This is a genomic window from Micromonospora sp. NPDC003241, assembly GCF_053589795.1.
This window is the reverse complement of record NZ_JBSFSO010000012.1, coordinates 43358-59582: the sequence shown is the minus strand read 5'-3', so window position 1 is coordinate 59582 and position 16225 is coordinate 43358. Positions and strand designations below refer to the sequence as shown.

The following is a 16225-nucleotide window of genomic DNA, read 5'->3' as shown; positions in this document are numbered from 1 at the left end:
GTCGCTACCCGCGACCCGACGCGGTGGCGCCGGTCCGGTCCGCCTCGCCGTCCGGGCCGGGGCCACGACGGCGGACCAGCCAGAACGCGCCACCGGCCACGGCGAAGGTGAGCAGTACGCCGAGCACACCGGCCAGGCCGGTGGAGACGAGGTCGTTGTCCAGCCCGGCGATGCCGTAGTCGGCCAGCGGCCCACCGATCTCGTGCTCCTTCTCCTGCCGCGCCGGGCAGTCCCCGCCGACGATCTCGTCGTCGGCGTCGAAGACGCAGCCCTCCCGCAGCGACGAGTCCAACCCGTCCGGGTGGGCCGAGGCGACGTTGCTCACCAGCCCGGCCAGCAGCAGTGCGACGAGCAGGCCGACGACGACGAAACTCCGGGATCTCGTGCTCAACGGACACCTCCGGCGGCCGGGACGGACGTCGACGCGGCCGGCGACAGGGCCCGCAGCGCGTACACCAGGTCGGGTCGGACCTTCGCCACGGTGACCACCGTGGTCGCCGTGATCAGGCCCTCGCCGACGCCGATGAGCAGGTGGGACACGGCCATCGTGCCGGCCAGGCCGGCCAGGTTGCCGCCGAGGTCGGTGGTGCCGCCGAGCTGGTACTGCAGCACGAAGCCCATCGCCGCGACCACCACACTGACCACCGAGGCGACGAAGGCCGCCACCGCCAGCCCGGTCGGCGTACGCGGCAGCACCCGCAGCAGCAGCGCGATCGTCAGGTACGCCACCGCGATGCCGATGACCGCCATGTTGGTGACGTTGAGCCCGAGCATCGCCACCCCGCCGTCGCCGAAGACCAGCGCCTGCACCGCCAGCACCACCGCCACGCAGAGCGCGCCGACCCAGGGGCCGACCAGCATGGCGGCGAGCGCGCCGCCGAGCAGGTGACCGCTGACTCCCCCGACGAAGATCGGGAAGTTGAGCATCTGCACGGCGAAGATGAACGCCGCGACCAGACCGGCCATCGGTGCGAGCCGGTCGTCCAGGTCCTGTCGTCCACGCCGGACGCAGAACGCCATCGCCGCCAGCGCCACCACCCCGAAGAGCGCCGCGACCGGACCGTTGATGATTCCGTTGGAGATGTGCATGGCCAGGGTTTCCACGTGACCTCCCACGTGACGGCGGGCCCGCGCTCGCCGGCAGGAGTGAGCGTATTTCTCGTCATAGGCTGTTGCCAATACCTGGCAGGAGTGCGATCACGGGTGCGGCGTGCCGACCGGGACGGCCCGGGGCGGCGGTAGGGTCGTGCCATGACCGCACCCGCTCGTCTCGCCGCCGGTGACCCGGCGCCCGAGTTCACCCTCCCCACCGACGCCGGAGGGCAGCTCACCCTGGCCGACCTGCGCGGCCGCAAGGTCATCCTGTACGCCTACCCGGCCGCGATGACCCCCGGCTGCACCAAGCAGGCCTGCGACTTCCGCGACTCGCTCGCGTCCCTCCAGGCCGCCGGCTACGAGGTGATCGGCATCTCGCCGGACAAGCCGGAGAAGCTGGCCACGTTCCGTGAGCGCGACGCGATCACCTTCCCGCTGGTCGCCGACACCGACAAGTCGGTGCTGACCGCGTACGGCGCGTACGGCGAGAAGCAGTCCTACGGGCGCACGGTGACCGGGGTGATCCGCTCGACGTTCGTGATCGACGAGAACGGCAAGATCGAGCGGGCGCTCTACAACGTGAAGGCCACCGGCCACGTCGCCAAGCTCCGCCGCGATCTCGGCCTGGACTGACGCTGTCATACCCCGCTCGTAGCGTCGCCGTATGGTTCGCTACCGGTACACGCCCGACGCGCTCGCGCAGGCGGCATCTGTCGCGCTCAGCGTCACAGATGTGATGCGTCTGCTCGGAGTGCGGGTGGCCGGCGGTTCACACGCCCACATCAGCCGGCAGCTCAAGCGCTTCGGCATCGACACCTCACACTTCACCGGCAGCGCACATTCACGCGGACGGAGAGGCGCCCGACGCGTCACCTCGGCACAACTCCTGGTCCGCTTGCCTGAAGGATCATGCCGCACTCCTGGAACGCGGCTCAAGTGGGCCCTAGGCACGATCGGAGTGCCCGAAGAATGTGAGGAGTGTGGCGTAGGGCCGACCTGGCAAGGTCGGCCTCTGATCCTGCACGTTGATCACATCAGCGGTGACATCCTCGACAACCGCCCGCCCAACCTGCGTCTTCTCTGCCCAAACTGTCACAGCCAAACGGCGACCTTCGCTGGGCGCAACCGCCGCATCGCCAGCGTCGAGTCAGACACCACGAATGATCCCCCGAATGCTGCCCCGGTCCGGCCACACGAGCTGACCGAGCGAGAGACAAACGAGGTGGTCCGTCTCTTCGTCACCGGCGCGCTGAGCCCGGCGCAAGCAGCCAGCCGGATCGGTTGTCACCGAAACAGCCTCTACCGTCTGGTCCGCCGCCTCAAGGAATTCGGTACAGCCGTACCTGGCTCTCGGCGCACGTCCCCTCGCCCAGAGGCGGACCTGGTCATCCGACACGCCTTGGCGAATCCGGAGATGGGAGCACGGCGGCTAGCCGCCTCGGTGCGCGCGGCGACGGACACAAAGGTTGACCTCGACTACGGCAAGGTCTCGGCCATACTTCGTGCCGCCGGGCTTAACACTGCCGCAGCGCGACGTTCTAGACTCTCCTAGGCTCGCGGGAGTGGCGTAAGGGCAGCCGCGCAGGTCTTAGGAACCTGTGTCCGAAAGGACGTGGGGGTTCGAATCCCCCCTCCCGCACCGACCGATCCGTCGCCTTGGTCACGATCGCAGGTGATCGGGGTGCGGTTCGATGACGATGGGCACCGTGAGTCTGCGCTTCGTCCTGGATCCCGAGCTGACCCCCGATCTGCGTACCCGGATCGTCGCGCTCTGGGTCGACGTCACCAACGCGGGCGGGGCGGTCGGCTTCGTCGCCCCGGTCACCGCCGACCATGTCCGCACCATCGCCGACCCGACGCTGGCCGGCATCGCGGACGGACCGGACCGCCTGCTGGTGGGGTACGACGGTGACCGGCTGGTCGCCATGGCGATCTTCACCGACCCACGGTTCCACCTCAAGACGCACCTGCGGGTGCTCACCCGCGTGATGGTGCACCCGGACACGCAGGGGCGCGGGCTCGGCGAGGAGCTGATGCGCGAGGCCGAGCGGGTGGCCCGTGGCCTGGGGCTGGCGGCCCTGCACGTGACGGTGCGGGACGGGCTGGGACTGGACCGGTTCTATCGGCGGCTCGGATACCGCGAGGTGGGCCGGTGGCCCGGCGCGCTGCGGGTCGGCCCCGGCGACGACCGCGACGAGATCCTCATGTGGCTCGGGTTGACACCCGACCCGACCGGCTAGCGCTGAACGGCGAGCGGGACGTCAGGAACCGCAGCCGGGCGACGTGGCGGCCACCGGTACGGGCGGCAGGTCGGCCGGGTCGCTGGTCGGCGCGGCCGGGGTCGCCGTCTCGGCCGACGGGGTGGTCGAGACGGACGGGGTCGGGCTTCCGGTGGCGCTGGCGCGCGGTTTCGGACTGGCCGACGGTGACCGGGACGCGGTGGTCGTGCCACCCGTGGTGCCGCCGTACATCCGGACCGTGGAGCGCTGGACCTGGCCGGGAGCCATCCGGATGCCGGTGGCGGTCACCCGGTGTCCGCGCGTGTCGGTCACCCGGATCTGGTACGGCCCGGGACCGGCGCCGGAGTCGATCAGCCAGTAGTTGTAGCTCTCCCGGGTGGCCGCCCGCCAGTTGCCCGAGCTGCCCTGGCGCACCTCGACCGCTCGCAGCGGGTTGCCGTGTCCGGCGACCAGCACGGCGAACCAGTACTGCGACGCGCCTTCCTTGATCCGGAAGGTGAGCGGACCGGCCAGCGGCGGGTCGACCACGAGGCGGTAGCTGACGTTCACGATGCCCTGCACCGGGTCGGCGATCCGGGCGAACGCCTCCCGGGACAGGTCGATGTGGCCGGGCGCGCACTCCGGGCACTGGTCCATGATCATGACGTGTACCTTGCCCTTGGGCCCGGTCACGTCGAGGTAGCCGCCGCAGGCCGCGCCGTCGGCGTACTCGCTGGGGCCGAGGGCGACGTAGAGACGGTCGGCGGGGGCGGACGGGTAGGAGCAGTTGCCGCCCTCGCCCTTGGAGTCGTAGAACGTCGACTTTCCCTTGTTCAGGGTGCCGGCGGCAGGTGGGGCGAGCAGCGCGGCGGCGACCGGTGCGGCGGCCCGGGGCGGCGCGGCGCAGGCGGGTGCGGCGCCCGAGCGCAGCGCGAGGGTGAGGCCGAGGACCGTGGCGAGTGTCGCCACGGCCCCGCCGGCCAGCCAGCGGCCCAGCTTCGGACGCCGGGTGCGGGCTCGGTCGGCGGGGCCGTCGGTTCCGTCGGTCACGTGGACCGATGCTGCCGGACGGCCAACGGATCGGACAAGCCACCTAAGCGAAAGCTAAGACGAAGATCAGCGCGTCCGGTCGGCCCTCCTCAACCGGTCGGTTCCACCCGGTCACCGACGGTGAGGCGGCCGGACTCCAGCGGCACGACGTTCAGCCCGAACAGCAACTGACGCCCGATGTTGCGGTGCCGGGCGAGGGTGCGCAACGGTTCCCGGCCGCGTACCCCGGTCTCCTGGTCCGTGGTGGTGACCAGGCAGCGGGCCGACGGGCCGGCAGCGCGGAACGCCACGCCGCCGATCCGCAGCGGTCGGCCCTCCCAGCCGTCCTCCGCCCAGGCCGGGGCCCCGTCGACGACCAGGTTGGGGCGGAACCGGGTCATCGGCACCGGCTCCGCGCCCGCCGCGGTGAGCCAGTCGCCGAGCGCGGCCAGCGACGCGGTGCTGGTCAGCAGCACCGGGTACGCGTCGGCGAAGCTCACCCGGTCGCCCGGGTCGTGCTTCTTGCGGCCCGGTTCGACGTGTCGGGCCGGCGTGGCGAGCCAGACCAGCCGGACCGGCCGGTCCAGTACCGTGCCGAGCCAGGCGTCAGCGGCCGGGCCGGCGGGCAGTGCGTCGACCCGCAACAGCCGTCGGCGGAAGGTGCGTACCGGCACCGGGTCGACGTCGACCGGCTCGGGCACCGGCAGGTCGGGCTGCCCGTCGGCGCGCAGCAGCAGCCCGCCGGGGCCGGGCCGGGCGTGCACCCGGACCAGCGCGGTGACCTCGCGCTGGGTGACGCCGACGCCCTCGGCGTCGACGACCATCCAGCGCCGGTCCCCGTCGAGACCCCACGGCGCCACCCCGACCTCGGTGTGGCCGATCCGGTGGCAGCCCTTGATCGGATAGGTGCTGATCTCGGTCAACCGCACCCGGTCACCATGCCACCCCGATGCCGTCGCCGGGGTACCAGTGGTCGGCCGGCGTCTCCCGGTAGGCGAGGAACCGGCGGTCGGTCCGCTCGGCGTGGTCGGCCAGCACGTTGGTGTGCGTGACGTTGTCGGTGAGCAGCATCGCCCCCGGCGCCAGCTTCGGCTCGACGGCGTCGAACTCGCGCTTCTCGTAGACGCGGCTGTGGTCGCTGTCGTGCAGGAACAGGTCGACCGGCCGGTCCAGGGCACGGATCGACTCGACCGAGTCGCCGACGACCAGGTCGATCACCTCCGACCAGGGCGCGACCCGGGCCAGGTAGCCGGCCTCCGGGTTGATGTCGATCGAGCTGAGCCGGCCGGGGTGGCCCTCGGCGGCGTTGCGCAGCAGGGCGGCGGCCAGCACGCAACTGCCCAGCCCCTTGTCCACACCGGTCTCCACGATGTGTTTCGGCCTGCGGGCCCGGACGATGGCGTACCAGCCGACCCGGCGGGCGTACCGGACCTGCTTGTCGGCCAGCCCACGTCGGGCCGCACCGGCGGTGGCCGAGGCGATGTGCCGGCGCAGCGCATCGTCCGACTCGATCTCCTTCAGGTAGCCACGCACCTGCTTGACCGGCAGGTCGCAGACCACGCTGACGAACCAGGCGAGATGGCTACGGCTGAGCTTGGTCAGCTCGTACGTGTAGTTGTGGTGCTCCCGCGAGGCCACCAACCAGCGGGCGGACTTACGGAACACCCGGGCGTCGTGGCGGGCGACCGCGACCAGTCGTTTCGGAAAGGCGGCAACGGGGGCGAGGCGGGTCCGGGCGATGGCCCGACGCAGCTTTACGGCGTCCACGGCAGGGTTGTACCAGACTGACGGAAACTCGTGGGGGATACGACGGGACGGTCAGGCGAAAGTCGGCACCGGGCGGGGATTCCCCGAGAACGTGAAATCAGTAGCATCTCCGCCATGTCGAGTGGAGAGCAGGCCGGGACCACCTCCCCGGGAGAGAACCTGCCGGCGGGGGGCACCGACGGAGCCGAGCCGACGGCCGCAGGCAGGCCGCGCCGCCGATGGCTGCGGATCACGCTGATCAGCGTGCTGGTGCTGGCGTTGGTCGGTGTCGGCGGTGTGGTGGCCGCAGGCTTCTATCTGAAGTCGGTCGAGTCGGACATCGAGCGGGTCGACGCCTTCGACGGCGTACCCGCGGAGACCCGGCCCGAGGTGGTCGCCGGGGACGCGCTCAACATCCTCGTGCTGGGCAGCGACTCGCGCGATCCGGAGAGCACCGGCGGTTCGCGGACGGACACCATCATCCTGGCGCACCTGCCGAAGGACCGGTCCAGCGCCCAACTCATCTCCATCCCCCGCGACACCTGGGTCGCCGTGCCGCGAAGCAAGGACGGGCGCGGTGGCCGCGACGCGAAGATCAACGCCGCGTACGCCTGGGGCGGTGTGCCGCTGATGGTGCAGACCGTGGAGCAGTTCACCAAGGTCCGCATCGACCACGTGGTGATGGTCGACTTCGCCGGCTTCAAAGAGATCATCGACGCGCTCGGCGGCATCGAGGTGGACTCGGAGAAGCAGTTCACCTCGATCCATCCGCCGTTCCGCACGTTCCAGGCCGGTCCACAGAAGATAGACGGCGAGGCGGCCCTCGACTACTCCCGTCAGCGCAAGCAGTTCGCCGACGGCGACTTCGCCCGGATCCGGCACCAGCAGCAGGTGATCAAGGCGATCCTGGACAAGGCCACCTCCGGCGGGTTACTCACCAACCCGGCGCGGCTGAACTCCTTCCTCCAGGCCACCTCCGGTTCGCTCTCGATGGACAAGGACCTGTCCCTGGTCGACATGGCCACCGAGAACCGCAACCTGCGCGGCCGGAGCCTCACGTTCGTGACCAGCCCGACCCGGGGCACCGGACGGGTGGGCTCGGAGAGCGTGGTCTTCGCCGACGACAAGCGGGTCGACACGTTCTATGCGGCGGTCCGCCGGGACGCCGTCCGGGACATCATCGACGGGGCCGACAAGAAGTGACCGGGGATGGTGCGGCGCTCCGGTCGGGGCGCCGCACCACCGGTGTCCGCGCTCAGTAGGCCCCGCGCCGGGCCAGCACCACCCGGACCGTACGCCAGAGGATGCCGAGGTCGTAGACCAGCGACCAGTTGTCGACGTAGTGCAGGTCCAGCCGTACGGCGTCCTCCCAGGTCAGGTCGGACCGGCCGGAGATCTGCCAGAGGCCGGTGATGCCCGGACGGACCAGGAGCCGACGCCGGACGTCGCCCCGGTAGTCGTCGTCCTCGGTCGGCAACGGGCGCGGACCCACCAGGGACATCTGCCCCACCAACACGTTGATCAACTGTGGCAGCTCGTCGAGCGACAGGGCACGCAGGTGCCGACCGATCGGCGTGACCCGCGGATCGTTCTTGATTTTGAAGAGCAGGCCGTCGCTCTCGTTGCGGTCCCGCAGGGCCTCCAACCGCTGTTCGGCGTCGGTGTACATGGTCCGGAACTTCCACACCTTGAACGCCTTGCCCTGATGACCGATCCGGCTCTGCCGGAACATCACCGGACCGGGGTCGGTCAGCCTGATCGCCACCGCGATCCCGATCAGCACCGGGCTCAGCACGATCAGCCCGGCGAGCGCCGAGAGCCGGTCCATCACGCTCTTGGCCAGCAGGGACAGGCCGGAGATCGTCGGTTCCTCGACGTTCAGCAGCGGCAGACCCTCGATCGGGCGGACGTGGATCCGGGGCCCGGTGATGTCGGTGACCTGCGGCACCACGACCAGGTCGAGGCCGGTGCCCTCCAACTGCCACGCCAGCTTGCGCAGCTCGTACGACTCCAGGCTGGCCGGGCCGCAGACCGCGATGGTGTCCGCCCCCAACTGCTGGACCAGCGGCACCAGGTCCCAGCCCACATAGACCGGCACCGGCGCCTCCACCCGCTCACCGGCGCGGGGGAACTGAGGCAGGTGGATGGCGACCGGACGCAGGCCGGCACCGGCGTTGCGGGTCACCACCTCGTGCACCGCCAGGGCGTCGGAGAGCCGCCCCACCAGCAGCACCTTCTGCGAGGCCCGCTGACTGCTGCGGCGGATCCGGCGGAGCACCACCCGGGCCACGAAGCGGACGAAGACGGTGTACACCAACAGACCGATGATGATCGCGGCGACGGTGGCCCGGGACAGGTCCTTCTTGAAGCCCAGGGCCAGGAAGGAGACGGCGGCGGCCATCGCCACGTTGGCCCGGACCACCCGCTTGAGTTCCTCGGTGCCCCGGCCGAGCGCCCGCCGGTCGTACGCGCCGGCACCGGCGAGGATGGTCAACCACATCAGCGGCACGATCACGTGGGCCACCAGCGCGAACGTGCTGACGCCGAGCAGCCGTTCGTCCCAGAAGCCGGCGTCCGCCTCCTCGAACACTGTGACGACCGTCTGGCTGGCCGCCCAGGCGGCGAGGAAGTCGAGCGCGATCAGCCAGGCCATGTAGCGCCGCCGCCACTTCGCCCGGGGCGCGACCGGACGGCCGAAGACCGACCGGGGCATGCCGTTGGACGGAGGTGTGATCACGCCGAGGTCGGGGTCGAAGCGCGGGGTCGGTAACGGTCCCACCGTCTTGAGGAACTGGGTGTGCGCGGACACGACTTTCCTTTCACCAGCCTCGTCAGCCGTGACGATAACGAATGCCACGAGTGCCCCACCGTACGGTGCACGGTGGACGAAGGTTCACGGTGTCTCGGCAGGGGCCGCTGTCGGCCCGGTCAGCCGACCGAGCTCGTCGGCCAACGCCGAGTACGCCGGTTTGGGTCGCAGGTCCTCGTCGAACAGGCAGGCCGCCCCGTAGCCCCGGTGGTAGCCGGGAATCCAGCTCCGCGCGTCGGTGAAGCCCCACACGGTGAAGGAGACGCAGGCGGAGAGGGCCAGACAGGACCGCAACACGTCCCGATAGGTCTCGGCCTGCCGCTTCAACTTGGCCGGGGTTACCGGCAGTTCGATCCGCACGTCGAGTTCGGTGATCGCCACCGACAGGCCCAGGTCAGCGAAACGTCGCAGGTTCGCGGTGAGATCTGGCGGCGGCGCGTCCCACGGCAGGTGGCTCTGGAACCCCACGCCGTCCACCGGTACGCCGTCCCGTCGTAGCTCCCCGACCAACTTCAGCAACGCGTCGGCCTTCCGGGATCGGCCCTCGACACCGTAGTCGTTGATGAACAGGCGGGCACCCGGATCCGCCGCGTGCGCCCACCGGAAGGCGTCCGCGATGTAACCGGGCCCGAGCTTGCGCAGCCACAGCGTGTCGCGCAGGGAACCGTCCTCGTCCAGTACCTCGTTGACCACGTCCCACGCCCAGACCCGCCCCCGATACCGCGACACGACCTCGGTCACGTGGTCCTTGAGGGCGGACCGGACGCGTTCGGCCGGCCACTGCGGCGACACCCACGTCGGCACGTCGCTGTGCCAGACCAGGGTGTGGCCGTACACCTCCTGATCGTGCTGCTCGGCGAACTCGACGAGTTGGTCGGCGCCGGCCCAGACGTACACCCCCTCGGACGGCTCCAAGCTGCGCCACTTCATCGCGTTCTCGGTGGTGACCGCGTTGAACTCGGCGCCGAGCAGGGCCCGGTAGGCCGGATCGAGGCTCAGCGGCCGACCGTCGACCGCCGAACCGATTCGTACTCCGGACGGCATCAGTTCACGAAGTGTCGGGCGATCGGGCGCGGCCGGGGCAGACGGCGGGGGTGCCCCGGCCCTCGGCTCGTCCTCGACACCGTCGCCGGTGCCGGTGACGACCGCCAAGCCGGTCACCACGAGCAGGACCATCAGGACGGCGGCGACCACCAGGCCGAAACGCCTTCGACGGAGCGCGCCACCACGGACGCCGGACGGCACTGCCGTCCGGTCCGCCGTGACGACGTGTCGTCTGCCCGAGAGCAGGTCGGTCATGGACGATCCGGTCCGGGGAGTGCCCAGGGTGCTCGTGTGAAGTTCTGCCGGGCCCGCTCCGCGAACTCCTCCTGGGACAGTCGCGGCACCGCGTCGTCGTGCAGCAGCCTGGCCAGCATCCGGGTCACCTCGGTCGGGTCCTGTGGCACCCGGTCAAGCCGGAACGACGCCGGTTGACCGATCTCGTCCAGGAAGTCGTCACACTTCTGTTGGTACGGCACCAGCGTGAACGGGACTCCGGCGAGGTACGCGAAGACCGCACCGTGCAGCCGCATGTGCAGGCCGAGGTCGCAGCGCTTCATCTCGTCCCAGCAGGCCCGTACCCCGTCGCGGGCAGTCACCACACGGACGTCGCACAGCCCGTCGAGGGCGGCTCGCAGCCGTTCGCTGACTCGCTCGTCACCGTGCTCCGGATGGGTGTTGAAGGCGAAGACGGTGACGTCCACCGGCTCCTTGCGTACCAGGTCGACCACGCCGCCGACGAGGGCGTCCTCCCTGCGGCGTACCTCCGTGGCAGCGGCCTCGTAGTCGACGCCGAGCAGCGTGACACCGAGCCGGGCGCGGGCACCCGACCAACCGGGCGAGCGGGACGGCATCGGCTCGCCGAGTGCCTCGGGCAGAAGGCCGGCGAGATCGCCCGCGGTCACCAGCACACCCGGATAGCCGGCGCGTTCAAGGATCTGCGCGGAGGCGTGGTCCCGCACACCGATGAAGTCGACCTGCCGGAGAACCTCGATCAGCCGCCGTTCGGCTGCCGGGGAGAGGAACGGCCCGACGGACACTCCGACCGCTGCCATCGGATGCCCCGAGAGTCGAGAGAACAGCGAGAAGAGTCGCTTCTCGCTGAACGGACCCATGTCCCGGAAGACCGATCCACCACCGAAGACGACCATCGACGAACGACGCAGCAACACCGCCTTGTTCACTACCCAGCCCACCCGGTCCGGCACACTGCGCGACCGGTACCAGCGGGGGTTCATGCCGGTGCTCGTGGCCGGTAGGTCGACCATGGGCGGCGCGGCGAAGACCGGGCTTCTACTGCCCCAGTAGGTCCGGGTGGCCCACTCCGTCACCACACAGAAGGCGTTGTCACCGACGTTCTCCATGCCGTAGTAGCCCACCACCAACGGGCTTCCGGCGACGGCGTTCGGCTCAGGACTCACGCGGGCCTCCCCTCGTCAGCCGCTGCCTCAGATCGTGCCACGACGGCAACGTCGCCCCGGCAACCACTGTGCGGCGGACCGCCACCCAGAACAGCACGGCCAGGACGACTTCGGCCACGACCGTGGCGAGGGCGGTACCGCGTACCCCCCACAGGGGGGTGGCGACGGCGAGACCGGCCACCAGCACGAGCGCCCCCATGCCCTGAAGAATGACCTTGCGTCGGAGCAGGCCGCCGCTGGTGAGCAGGGCTGCGGCGGCAGCCCCGCCAAATCGGAAGGGAATGGCCACGGCGAGCAGCGCGAGTACCACCGCCGCCTCGCCGTACCCGGGCCCGAGCAGGCGTGGCAGCGCCTGCCCACCGAGACCGACCACCCCGGCCACCAGCAGGCCGAGCGCGACCATGCCGGGCACGCCGAAACGGTACGCCAACAGCATCGCGTCGCGGTCCCCGTGCGACCAGCGGTGCAGTTTCGCCAGAAAGTACTGCTGGTAGACGACCCTCGGCACCAGATAGGCGGCCGTCAGCACCGCCATCGGCACGCTCAGCACGGCAGCCGCCTCCGGTCCCAGCGCCTCGGCGGCGACGATCGTTCCGAGGTAGATGCCCATCAGATAGAAGACGTTGCCGAGGACGAAGGGGGTGGCGGCAGTGGCCACCCGTTTCGTCGGCACCTCCGCGACAGTCCGGTCGTCGTCGGTGGCCGCGTGACCTTCGAGCGGCATGGCGCCGCTCAGGAAGGGACGCATCACGACGACACAGGCCGCGACGGTGAGTACCGCCACGACCGCGTAGCCGAGGGCCACCGCGACCACGGACAGTCCCGCCGCGCCGACGACGAGCACCACGGCGAGCCGTCCGAGATGCGGCGCGACCTGGAGCAGCGAGAGCCCCCGATAGTCACCGCCCAACTGTTGGACCGAGGCGACCAGCATCAGGCCGGCCTGCGCGACCAGCACGCTCACCAGCAGGGCGCGCACCGAAGCCGCCGTGGTGTCGGGCCACTCGGCGACGCTCCACACCCCGGTGACGGCAACGGCTACGGCCGTGCCGGCGCCTACCAGACGCAGCGACGGACGCAGCCAACGCCGGGCGCGTAGGCCCTCACGGCCGAACCGTTGCAACCACAGTTCCGAGACGCCGAACACCACCAGCGGTGCGGCCAGGGACATCGTCGCCAACGCCGCGCTGAACGTGCCGAAGTCGGCCTGCGGCAGACTCCGGGCCAGTAGTACCTGGGTGCCGAACGCGGCCAGGGTGACACCGACCTGGCTCAGTCCCAGCATGCCGAGCTGGAGGAGCATCCGGGTCAGCCGGTTACCTCCGCCCGCCGGGCGCTCCGGACCGTCGGTACGCTGCTCAGCGGCCACGGGTGACAAGCCACTTGCCCGTCTCGCTCATGGTCCGCAGCGTCTTGATCGACAGCGCCACGCCGGGCCACCGCACCGGCCGGTACATGTCGATCAGCCGGAACCAGAAGACCAGGCCGCTCAACCGGCCCCGGGTCACGTTGCCGTCGTGTCGGTGGAATCGCACGATGGGGTGACTCAGGTGACGGGGATGCACCCCGGACTTGAGGGCACGCAGCACCAGCTCGATGTCCTCGAAGAGGCGGAAGCTCTCGTCGTAGCCACCGATCTGCTCCAGAAGTCGCCGGTCGATGGTGGTGCCGGAGTGCTTGAACGGCAGTCGTGGACGGGTGAGCACACCGAGCAGCATCCGCCGGGGCGAGGCGTACTCGGGTAGCCGGATCAGTCGGGACGAGCCGCGGTCGAACTCGGTGTAGTCGGCGTACACCCACCTGCTGTCGGTGCCGGAGAGCAGGTGGTACAACCGGTCGAGCGCATCCTCGGTCAACTCGTCGTCGGAGTCGAGCACGGTGAGATACCGGCCGGTGGCGATGCGCAGGCCGTGGTTGCGGGCCTCGGCGATACCTGAAGGCGGCTGGGTCACCACGCGTACCCGCTCGTCCGTGGTCAGGTCTGCCTCGGCCAGCACCTCGGTGACCGGCACCTGCGAACCGTCGTCGACGACGATCAGCTCGAACTCCCGGTAGGTGTTCGCCAGGACACTGCGTATCGCCTTGACCAGAAGGTCCGCCCGGTCGCGCACCACGATGCAGACGGTGAAGGTGGGACACACCGTCGATTCGTCCACCCGATCGAGCGTCTCCTGCCTCCCTTGCCGTGGCACGGCCGTCTGGCGGGAGTGGCTGGCATCCGTGCGGCGTATCGGCGCCGGGGACGACGAGGTCACCGCAGACCCACCCCGGATGTCTCGTCGTGCCGATCGGCTGGCTCCGTCGGCTCGTCGGCGGCGGCGAGCAGGACCATCTGCCCGAAGAGGAACAACCAGAGGAAGTACGGATAGGCCAGGGGCTTCTGGGTGAGCCCGAAGACGACGAGAGCACCGAACAGCACCGCCAACGCCAGTCGGTGCGACCGCTGGACGCGCGCCCCGACGAAACGGTAGAGCCCCACCAGCAGTGCGGCGGTCACCACCACGCCGACGACGCCCCAGACCACGAGGAGTCGCAGGACGTCGTTGTGCATGTCCCAGGGCTCGTAGCCGAATCCGGCGAGCCAGACGTCCCACCCGGCGCGTCCGAGGATCCCCACCGTGTCGTTCCAGATCGCGCCCCGGCCGTGCATGAAGGTGTCGGACCGTACGTCGAGCGAGCCGACCTCGGTGAGCACGACCTCGGCCCGGTGCCAGACGGTCTCCCCCCACAACACCGCGACCACCGCCGCAGCGGCGATCGCCGCACCACCGACTCCCGCCACCGCACGCCGGTCGACCCGGTGTCCGCGCCTGCGCGCGGCCAACAGCCTACGGAGCCGCTGGACCTCGAACGCGGCGACGATCAGCCCCAGGCAGAGGATTGTGAAACGGTGCAGCGAGACGACCCCGGTCGCGACGAACAGCCCGATCAAGGCGTACTGCACGGCGGTCGGCACCCGCATCCGCCGGCCGAGGACGTAGACGAGGAAGACCGCGAACATCAGCAGCCGGCCGAGCGACATCGGATGGAAGTAGCCACCGGAGGCCCGGCCGATCTTCTGGTAGTCCGCCAGCTCGAAGAAGAAGGAGTACGGCATCACACCGGCGACCTGGAGCCAGGCGAGTACGGAGTGGACGATCGCACCGAGCACCACGACGCCCGCGACGAGGCCGAGGCGGCGTACCGAAAACCAGTCCTTCCGCAACACCATCAGGGCGATGAGGGCGAGTGGGGCGAAGCCGACCACCATCCGCATCGCCTCGGCCGGGATGGCCGAGGCCGGGTCCTGGCCCGGCCCGTAGATGGCATGACGCCGGACGTCGAACAACTCCAGGAGATCCGATCGGGCCGGCACCGCCAGGTAGCTGATCGCCGAGAGGATCAGCAGCACGACCAGACCCGCCGCCATCAGCAGTAACGGACGCGGCGGCAGCCGTCGGGCGCCGAGCAGGAAGAGGCAGAGTGCGCCGATCATCAACCCGGCGCCGAGAGCGGTCAGCAGGACACCGACGTCCAGCCCGTCACCGCCGCCCTCACCGATGTCGAGCAGCGGCTTCACCGCGAGCAGCACCAGAGCGGCGGTCACCAGATGACGTGCGATCCGCTGCGGGCCGCGCGTCGCCGATTCCTGCCCGGGCTGCCCGAACCACGACCTTCGGGCCGAGGTGGTCACTGTTTCCATCGCGGGTGCGTCTCCCATCAGTTCCCGCCCGCGGCAGTGAGACGGAAAACTGCCCCGTCGACGTCCCACTCTGGTCAGTCGCCGCCCCCGGCCCCGGAAAACACGAGGACGATATCAGCGCAGACGTCCCGGGCGGTGTCCCGAACGCCATCACCTGGACGGGGTGGCCCGGAACGGCGATCACGGCCTTGCGTCCGGTCTTCCGCCTGCGGCAAGCTGTAGCGCCGGGTGGCCGATCGTCGATCGCCGACACCGACCCGCCCGACCAGGGCAGGGCTCGCCACCGGCCCCCTGCCCGGCCAGCCAGCAAGGACGGAACTGGTGTGACAGCCTGTGAAGCGCCGACCATCAGCGTGGTCATCGCCGCCCACAACGAGGCCCGTGTCATCGGCGGATGCCTGGACGCGCTGCTCGCCGACGACACCGCTGGCGACCTCGACATCGTGGTGGTCGCCAACGGCTGCACCGACGACACCGCCCGCGTGGCGGGCGAGCGCCCCGGTATCCGGGTGGTCGAGGTCGCCGAGGCCGGCAAGGCCAACGCCCTGAACGTGGGCGACAGTCTGGCCCGCTGCTTCCCCCGGGTATATCTCGACGCGGACGTCGTGCTGACCCCGGGCGCGCTCCGCGAGATGGCCGCCGTGCTCACCACCGGCGAACGACCCCCGCTCGCGGTGATGCCTCGGCGCGCGATGGTCACCACCAGCCGGCCGGTCGCGGTACGCGCCTACTACGCGATCAACACCCGGCTGCCGATCTTCTCCGACGCCCTGTTCGGTCGTGGCGCGATCGCACTGTCGGAGGCGGGCCGTCGACGCTTCGACCGATTCCCGGCACAGATCGCCGACGACCTCTATCTTGACTCGCACTTCACGTCGGCGGAGAAGCGCGAGGTGACGACGGCGACCAGCTTCGTGCAGGCACCTCGGCGTACTCGGGACCTGGTCCGGACGCTGGCCCGGGTACGCGCCGGCAACAACCTGCTGCGCGCGAGCCATGACGGTGTCCGGGCATCGGTGCCGTCCTCGTGGCTGCGGGACGTGGTGCTGACCCGGCCATGGCTCGCCCCGGCCGCCGTCGCCTACGTCACGATCACACTGACCGCTGCGGTACGGGCCCGTCGCCACCCCGCCGACGGATGGGGACGCGACACCTCCACGCGCTGACCGCGCCCGGCGATCAC

Annotated in this window: 15 protein-coding genes and 1 tRNA gene; 5 read left to right on the top strand and 11 right to left on the bottom strand. The window is 70.4% G+C overall.

Annotated elements, in window-relative coordinates:
* Positions 1–4: 4 nt before the first annotated feature.
* Positions 5–391 carry a PDGLE domain-containing protein gene (locus ACWDVW_RS12840; protein WP_449947562.1) on the bottom strand — a complete coding sequence of 129 codons (387 nt, stop codon included), beginning with the start codon at positions 389–391 and terminating at the stop codon, positions 5–7.
* On the bottom strand, positions 388–1104 hold the full coding sequence (locus ACWDVW_RS12835; protein WP_449947559.1) for an energy-coupling factor ABC transporter permease: 717 nt from the start codon (positions 1102–1104) through the stop codon (positions 388–390). Before ACWDVW_RS12835 ends, ACWDVW_RS12840 begins: the two co-directional genes overlap by 4 nt.
* Positions 1105–1251: 147 nt before the next feature.
* Here ACWDVW_RS12835 and bcp point away from each other — a divergent pair, with 147 nt between their 5' ends.
* The 3 genes from bcp (at position 1252) to ACWDVW_RS12820 (ending at position 3335) form a co-directional block, all read left to right on the top strand.
* Complete coding sequence (gene bcp, locus ACWDVW_RS12830; protein ID WP_350693403.1) at positions 1252–1728, top strand: thioredoxin-dependent thiol peroxidase; 477 nt, start codon at positions 1252–1254, stop codon at positions 1726–1728.
* A 923-nt stretch (positions 1729–2651) separates the two neighbouring features.
* A tRNA-Leu gene (locus tag ACWDVW_RS12825) sits at positions 2652–2734 on the top strand.
* Positions 2735–2801: 67 nt separating this feature from the next.
* Complete coding sequence (locus ACWDVW_RS12820) at positions 2802–3335, top strand: N-acetyltransferase family protein (RefSeq protein ID WP_449947779.1); 534 nt, start codon at positions 2802–2804, stop codon at positions 3333–3335.
* A 21-nt stretch (positions 3336–3356) separates the two neighbouring features.
* Here the strand turns inward: ACWDVW_RS12820 and ACWDVW_RS12815 are convergent, their stop codons facing one another.
* The 3 genes from ACWDVW_RS12815 to ACWDVW_RS12805 form a co-directional block, all read right to left on the bottom strand.
* Entirely contained in the window at positions 3357–4364 is a 1008-nt protein-coding gene (locus ACWDVW_RS12815) for an expansin EXLX1 family cellulose-binding protein (RefSeq protein WP_449947556.1), read from the bottom strand.
* 89 nt (positions 4365–4453) lie between these two features.
* Positions 4454–5272 (bottom strand): MOSC domain-containing protein, encoded by an 819-nt coding sequence (locus ACWDVW_RS12810; RefSeq protein ID WP_396740153.1) that lies wholly within the window; start codon positions 5270–5272, stop codon positions 4454–4456.
* 4 nt (positions 5273–5276) lie between these two features.
* Positions 5277–6110 carry an O-methyltransferase gene (locus ACWDVW_RS12805; protein ID WP_449947553.1) on the bottom strand — a complete coding sequence of 278 codons (834 nt, stop codon included), beginning with the start codon at positions 6108–6110 and terminating at the stop codon, positions 5277–5279.
* A 114-nt stretch (positions 6111–6224) separates the two neighbouring features.
* Between ACWDVW_RS12805 and ACWDVW_RS12800 the strand changes: the two genes are divergently transcribed.
* A complete protein-coding gene (locus ACWDVW_RS12800; RefSeq protein WP_449947551.1) occupies positions 6225–7292 on the top strand; it encodes an LCP family protein in 1068 nt (355 codons plus the stop codon).
* 52 nt (positions 7293–7344) lie between these two features.
* Here ACWDVW_RS12800 and ACWDVW_RS12795 read toward each other — a convergent pair whose 3' ends face one another.
* The 6 genes from ACWDVW_RS12795 to ACWDVW_RS12770 form a co-directional block, all read right to left on the bottom strand.
* Positions 7345–8802 carry a sugar transferase gene (locus ACWDVW_RS12795; RefSeq protein ID WP_449947776.1) on the bottom strand — a complete coding sequence of 486 codons (1458 nt, stop codon included), beginning with the start codon at positions 8800–8802 and terminating at the stop codon, positions 7345–7347.
* A gap of 180 nt (positions 8803–8982) precedes the next feature.
* Positions 8983–10197 carry an endo-1,4-beta-xylanase gene (locus ACWDVW_RS12790; RefSeq protein WP_449947548.1) on the bottom strand — a complete coding sequence of 405 codons (1215 nt, stop codon included), beginning with the start codon at positions 10195–10197 and terminating at the stop codon, positions 8983–8985.
* Positions 10194–11360, bottom strand: coding sequence for a polysaccharide pyruvyl transferase family protein (locus tag ACWDVW_RS12785; RefSeq protein WP_449947545.1), 1167 nt, complete (start codon positions 11358–11360; stop codon positions 10194–10196). The genes ACWDVW_RS12790 and ACWDVW_RS12785 overlap by 4 nt, the downstream gene beginning before the upstream one ends.
* On the bottom strand, positions 11350–12729 hold the full coding sequence (locus ACWDVW_RS12780; protein WP_449947542.1) for a lipopolysaccharide biosynthesis protein: 1380 nt from the start codon (positions 12727–12729) through the stop codon (positions 11350–11352). Before ACWDVW_RS12780 ends, ACWDVW_RS12785 begins: the two co-directional genes overlap by 11 nt.
* The gene (locus tag ACWDVW_RS12775) at positions 12719–13516 is read right to left on the bottom strand and encodes a glycosyltransferase (RefSeq protein ID WP_449947540.1); all 798 of its coding nucleotides are present in this window, start codon (positions 13514–13516) and stop codon (positions 12719–12721) included. Before ACWDVW_RS12775 ends, ACWDVW_RS12780 begins: the two co-directional genes overlap by 11 nt.
* Positions 13517–13611: 95 nt before the next feature.
* Entirely contained in the window at positions 13612–15042 is a 1431-nt protein-coding gene (locus ACWDVW_RS12770; RefSeq protein WP_449947537.1) for a hypothetical protein, read from the bottom strand.
* 323 nt (positions 15043–15365) lie between these two features.
* Here ACWDVW_RS12770 and ACWDVW_RS12765 point away from each other — a divergent pair, with 323 nt between their 5' ends.
* A complete protein-coding gene (locus ACWDVW_RS12765; protein WP_449947534.1) occupies positions 15366–16208 on the top strand; it encodes a glycosyltransferase in 843 nt (280 codons plus the stop codon).
* Positions 16209–16225 lie beyond the last annotated feature (17 nt).

Coding starts and splice junctions, on each gene's coding strand:
- ACWDVW_RS12795 (WP_449947776.1), bottom strand. CDS start 8,802: ATGCCCCGGTCGGTCTTCGGCCGTCCGGTCGCGCCCCGGGCGAAGTGG.
- bcp (WP_350693403.1), top strand. CDS start 1,252: ATGACCGCACCCGCTCGTCTCGCCGCCGGTGACCCGGCGCCCGAGTTC.
- ACWDVW_RS12770 (WP_449947537.1), bottom strand. CDS start 15,042: ATGGAAACAGTGACCACCTCGGCCCGAAGGTCGTGGTTCGGGCAGCCC.
- ACWDVW_RS12800 (WP_449947551.1), top strand. CDS start 6,225: ATGTCGAGTGGAGAGCAGGCCGGGACCACCTCCCCGGGAGAGAACCTG.
- ACWDVW_RS12790 (WP_449947548.1), bottom strand. CDS start 10,197: ATGACCGACCTGCTCTCGGGCAGACGACACGTCGTCACGGCGGACCGG.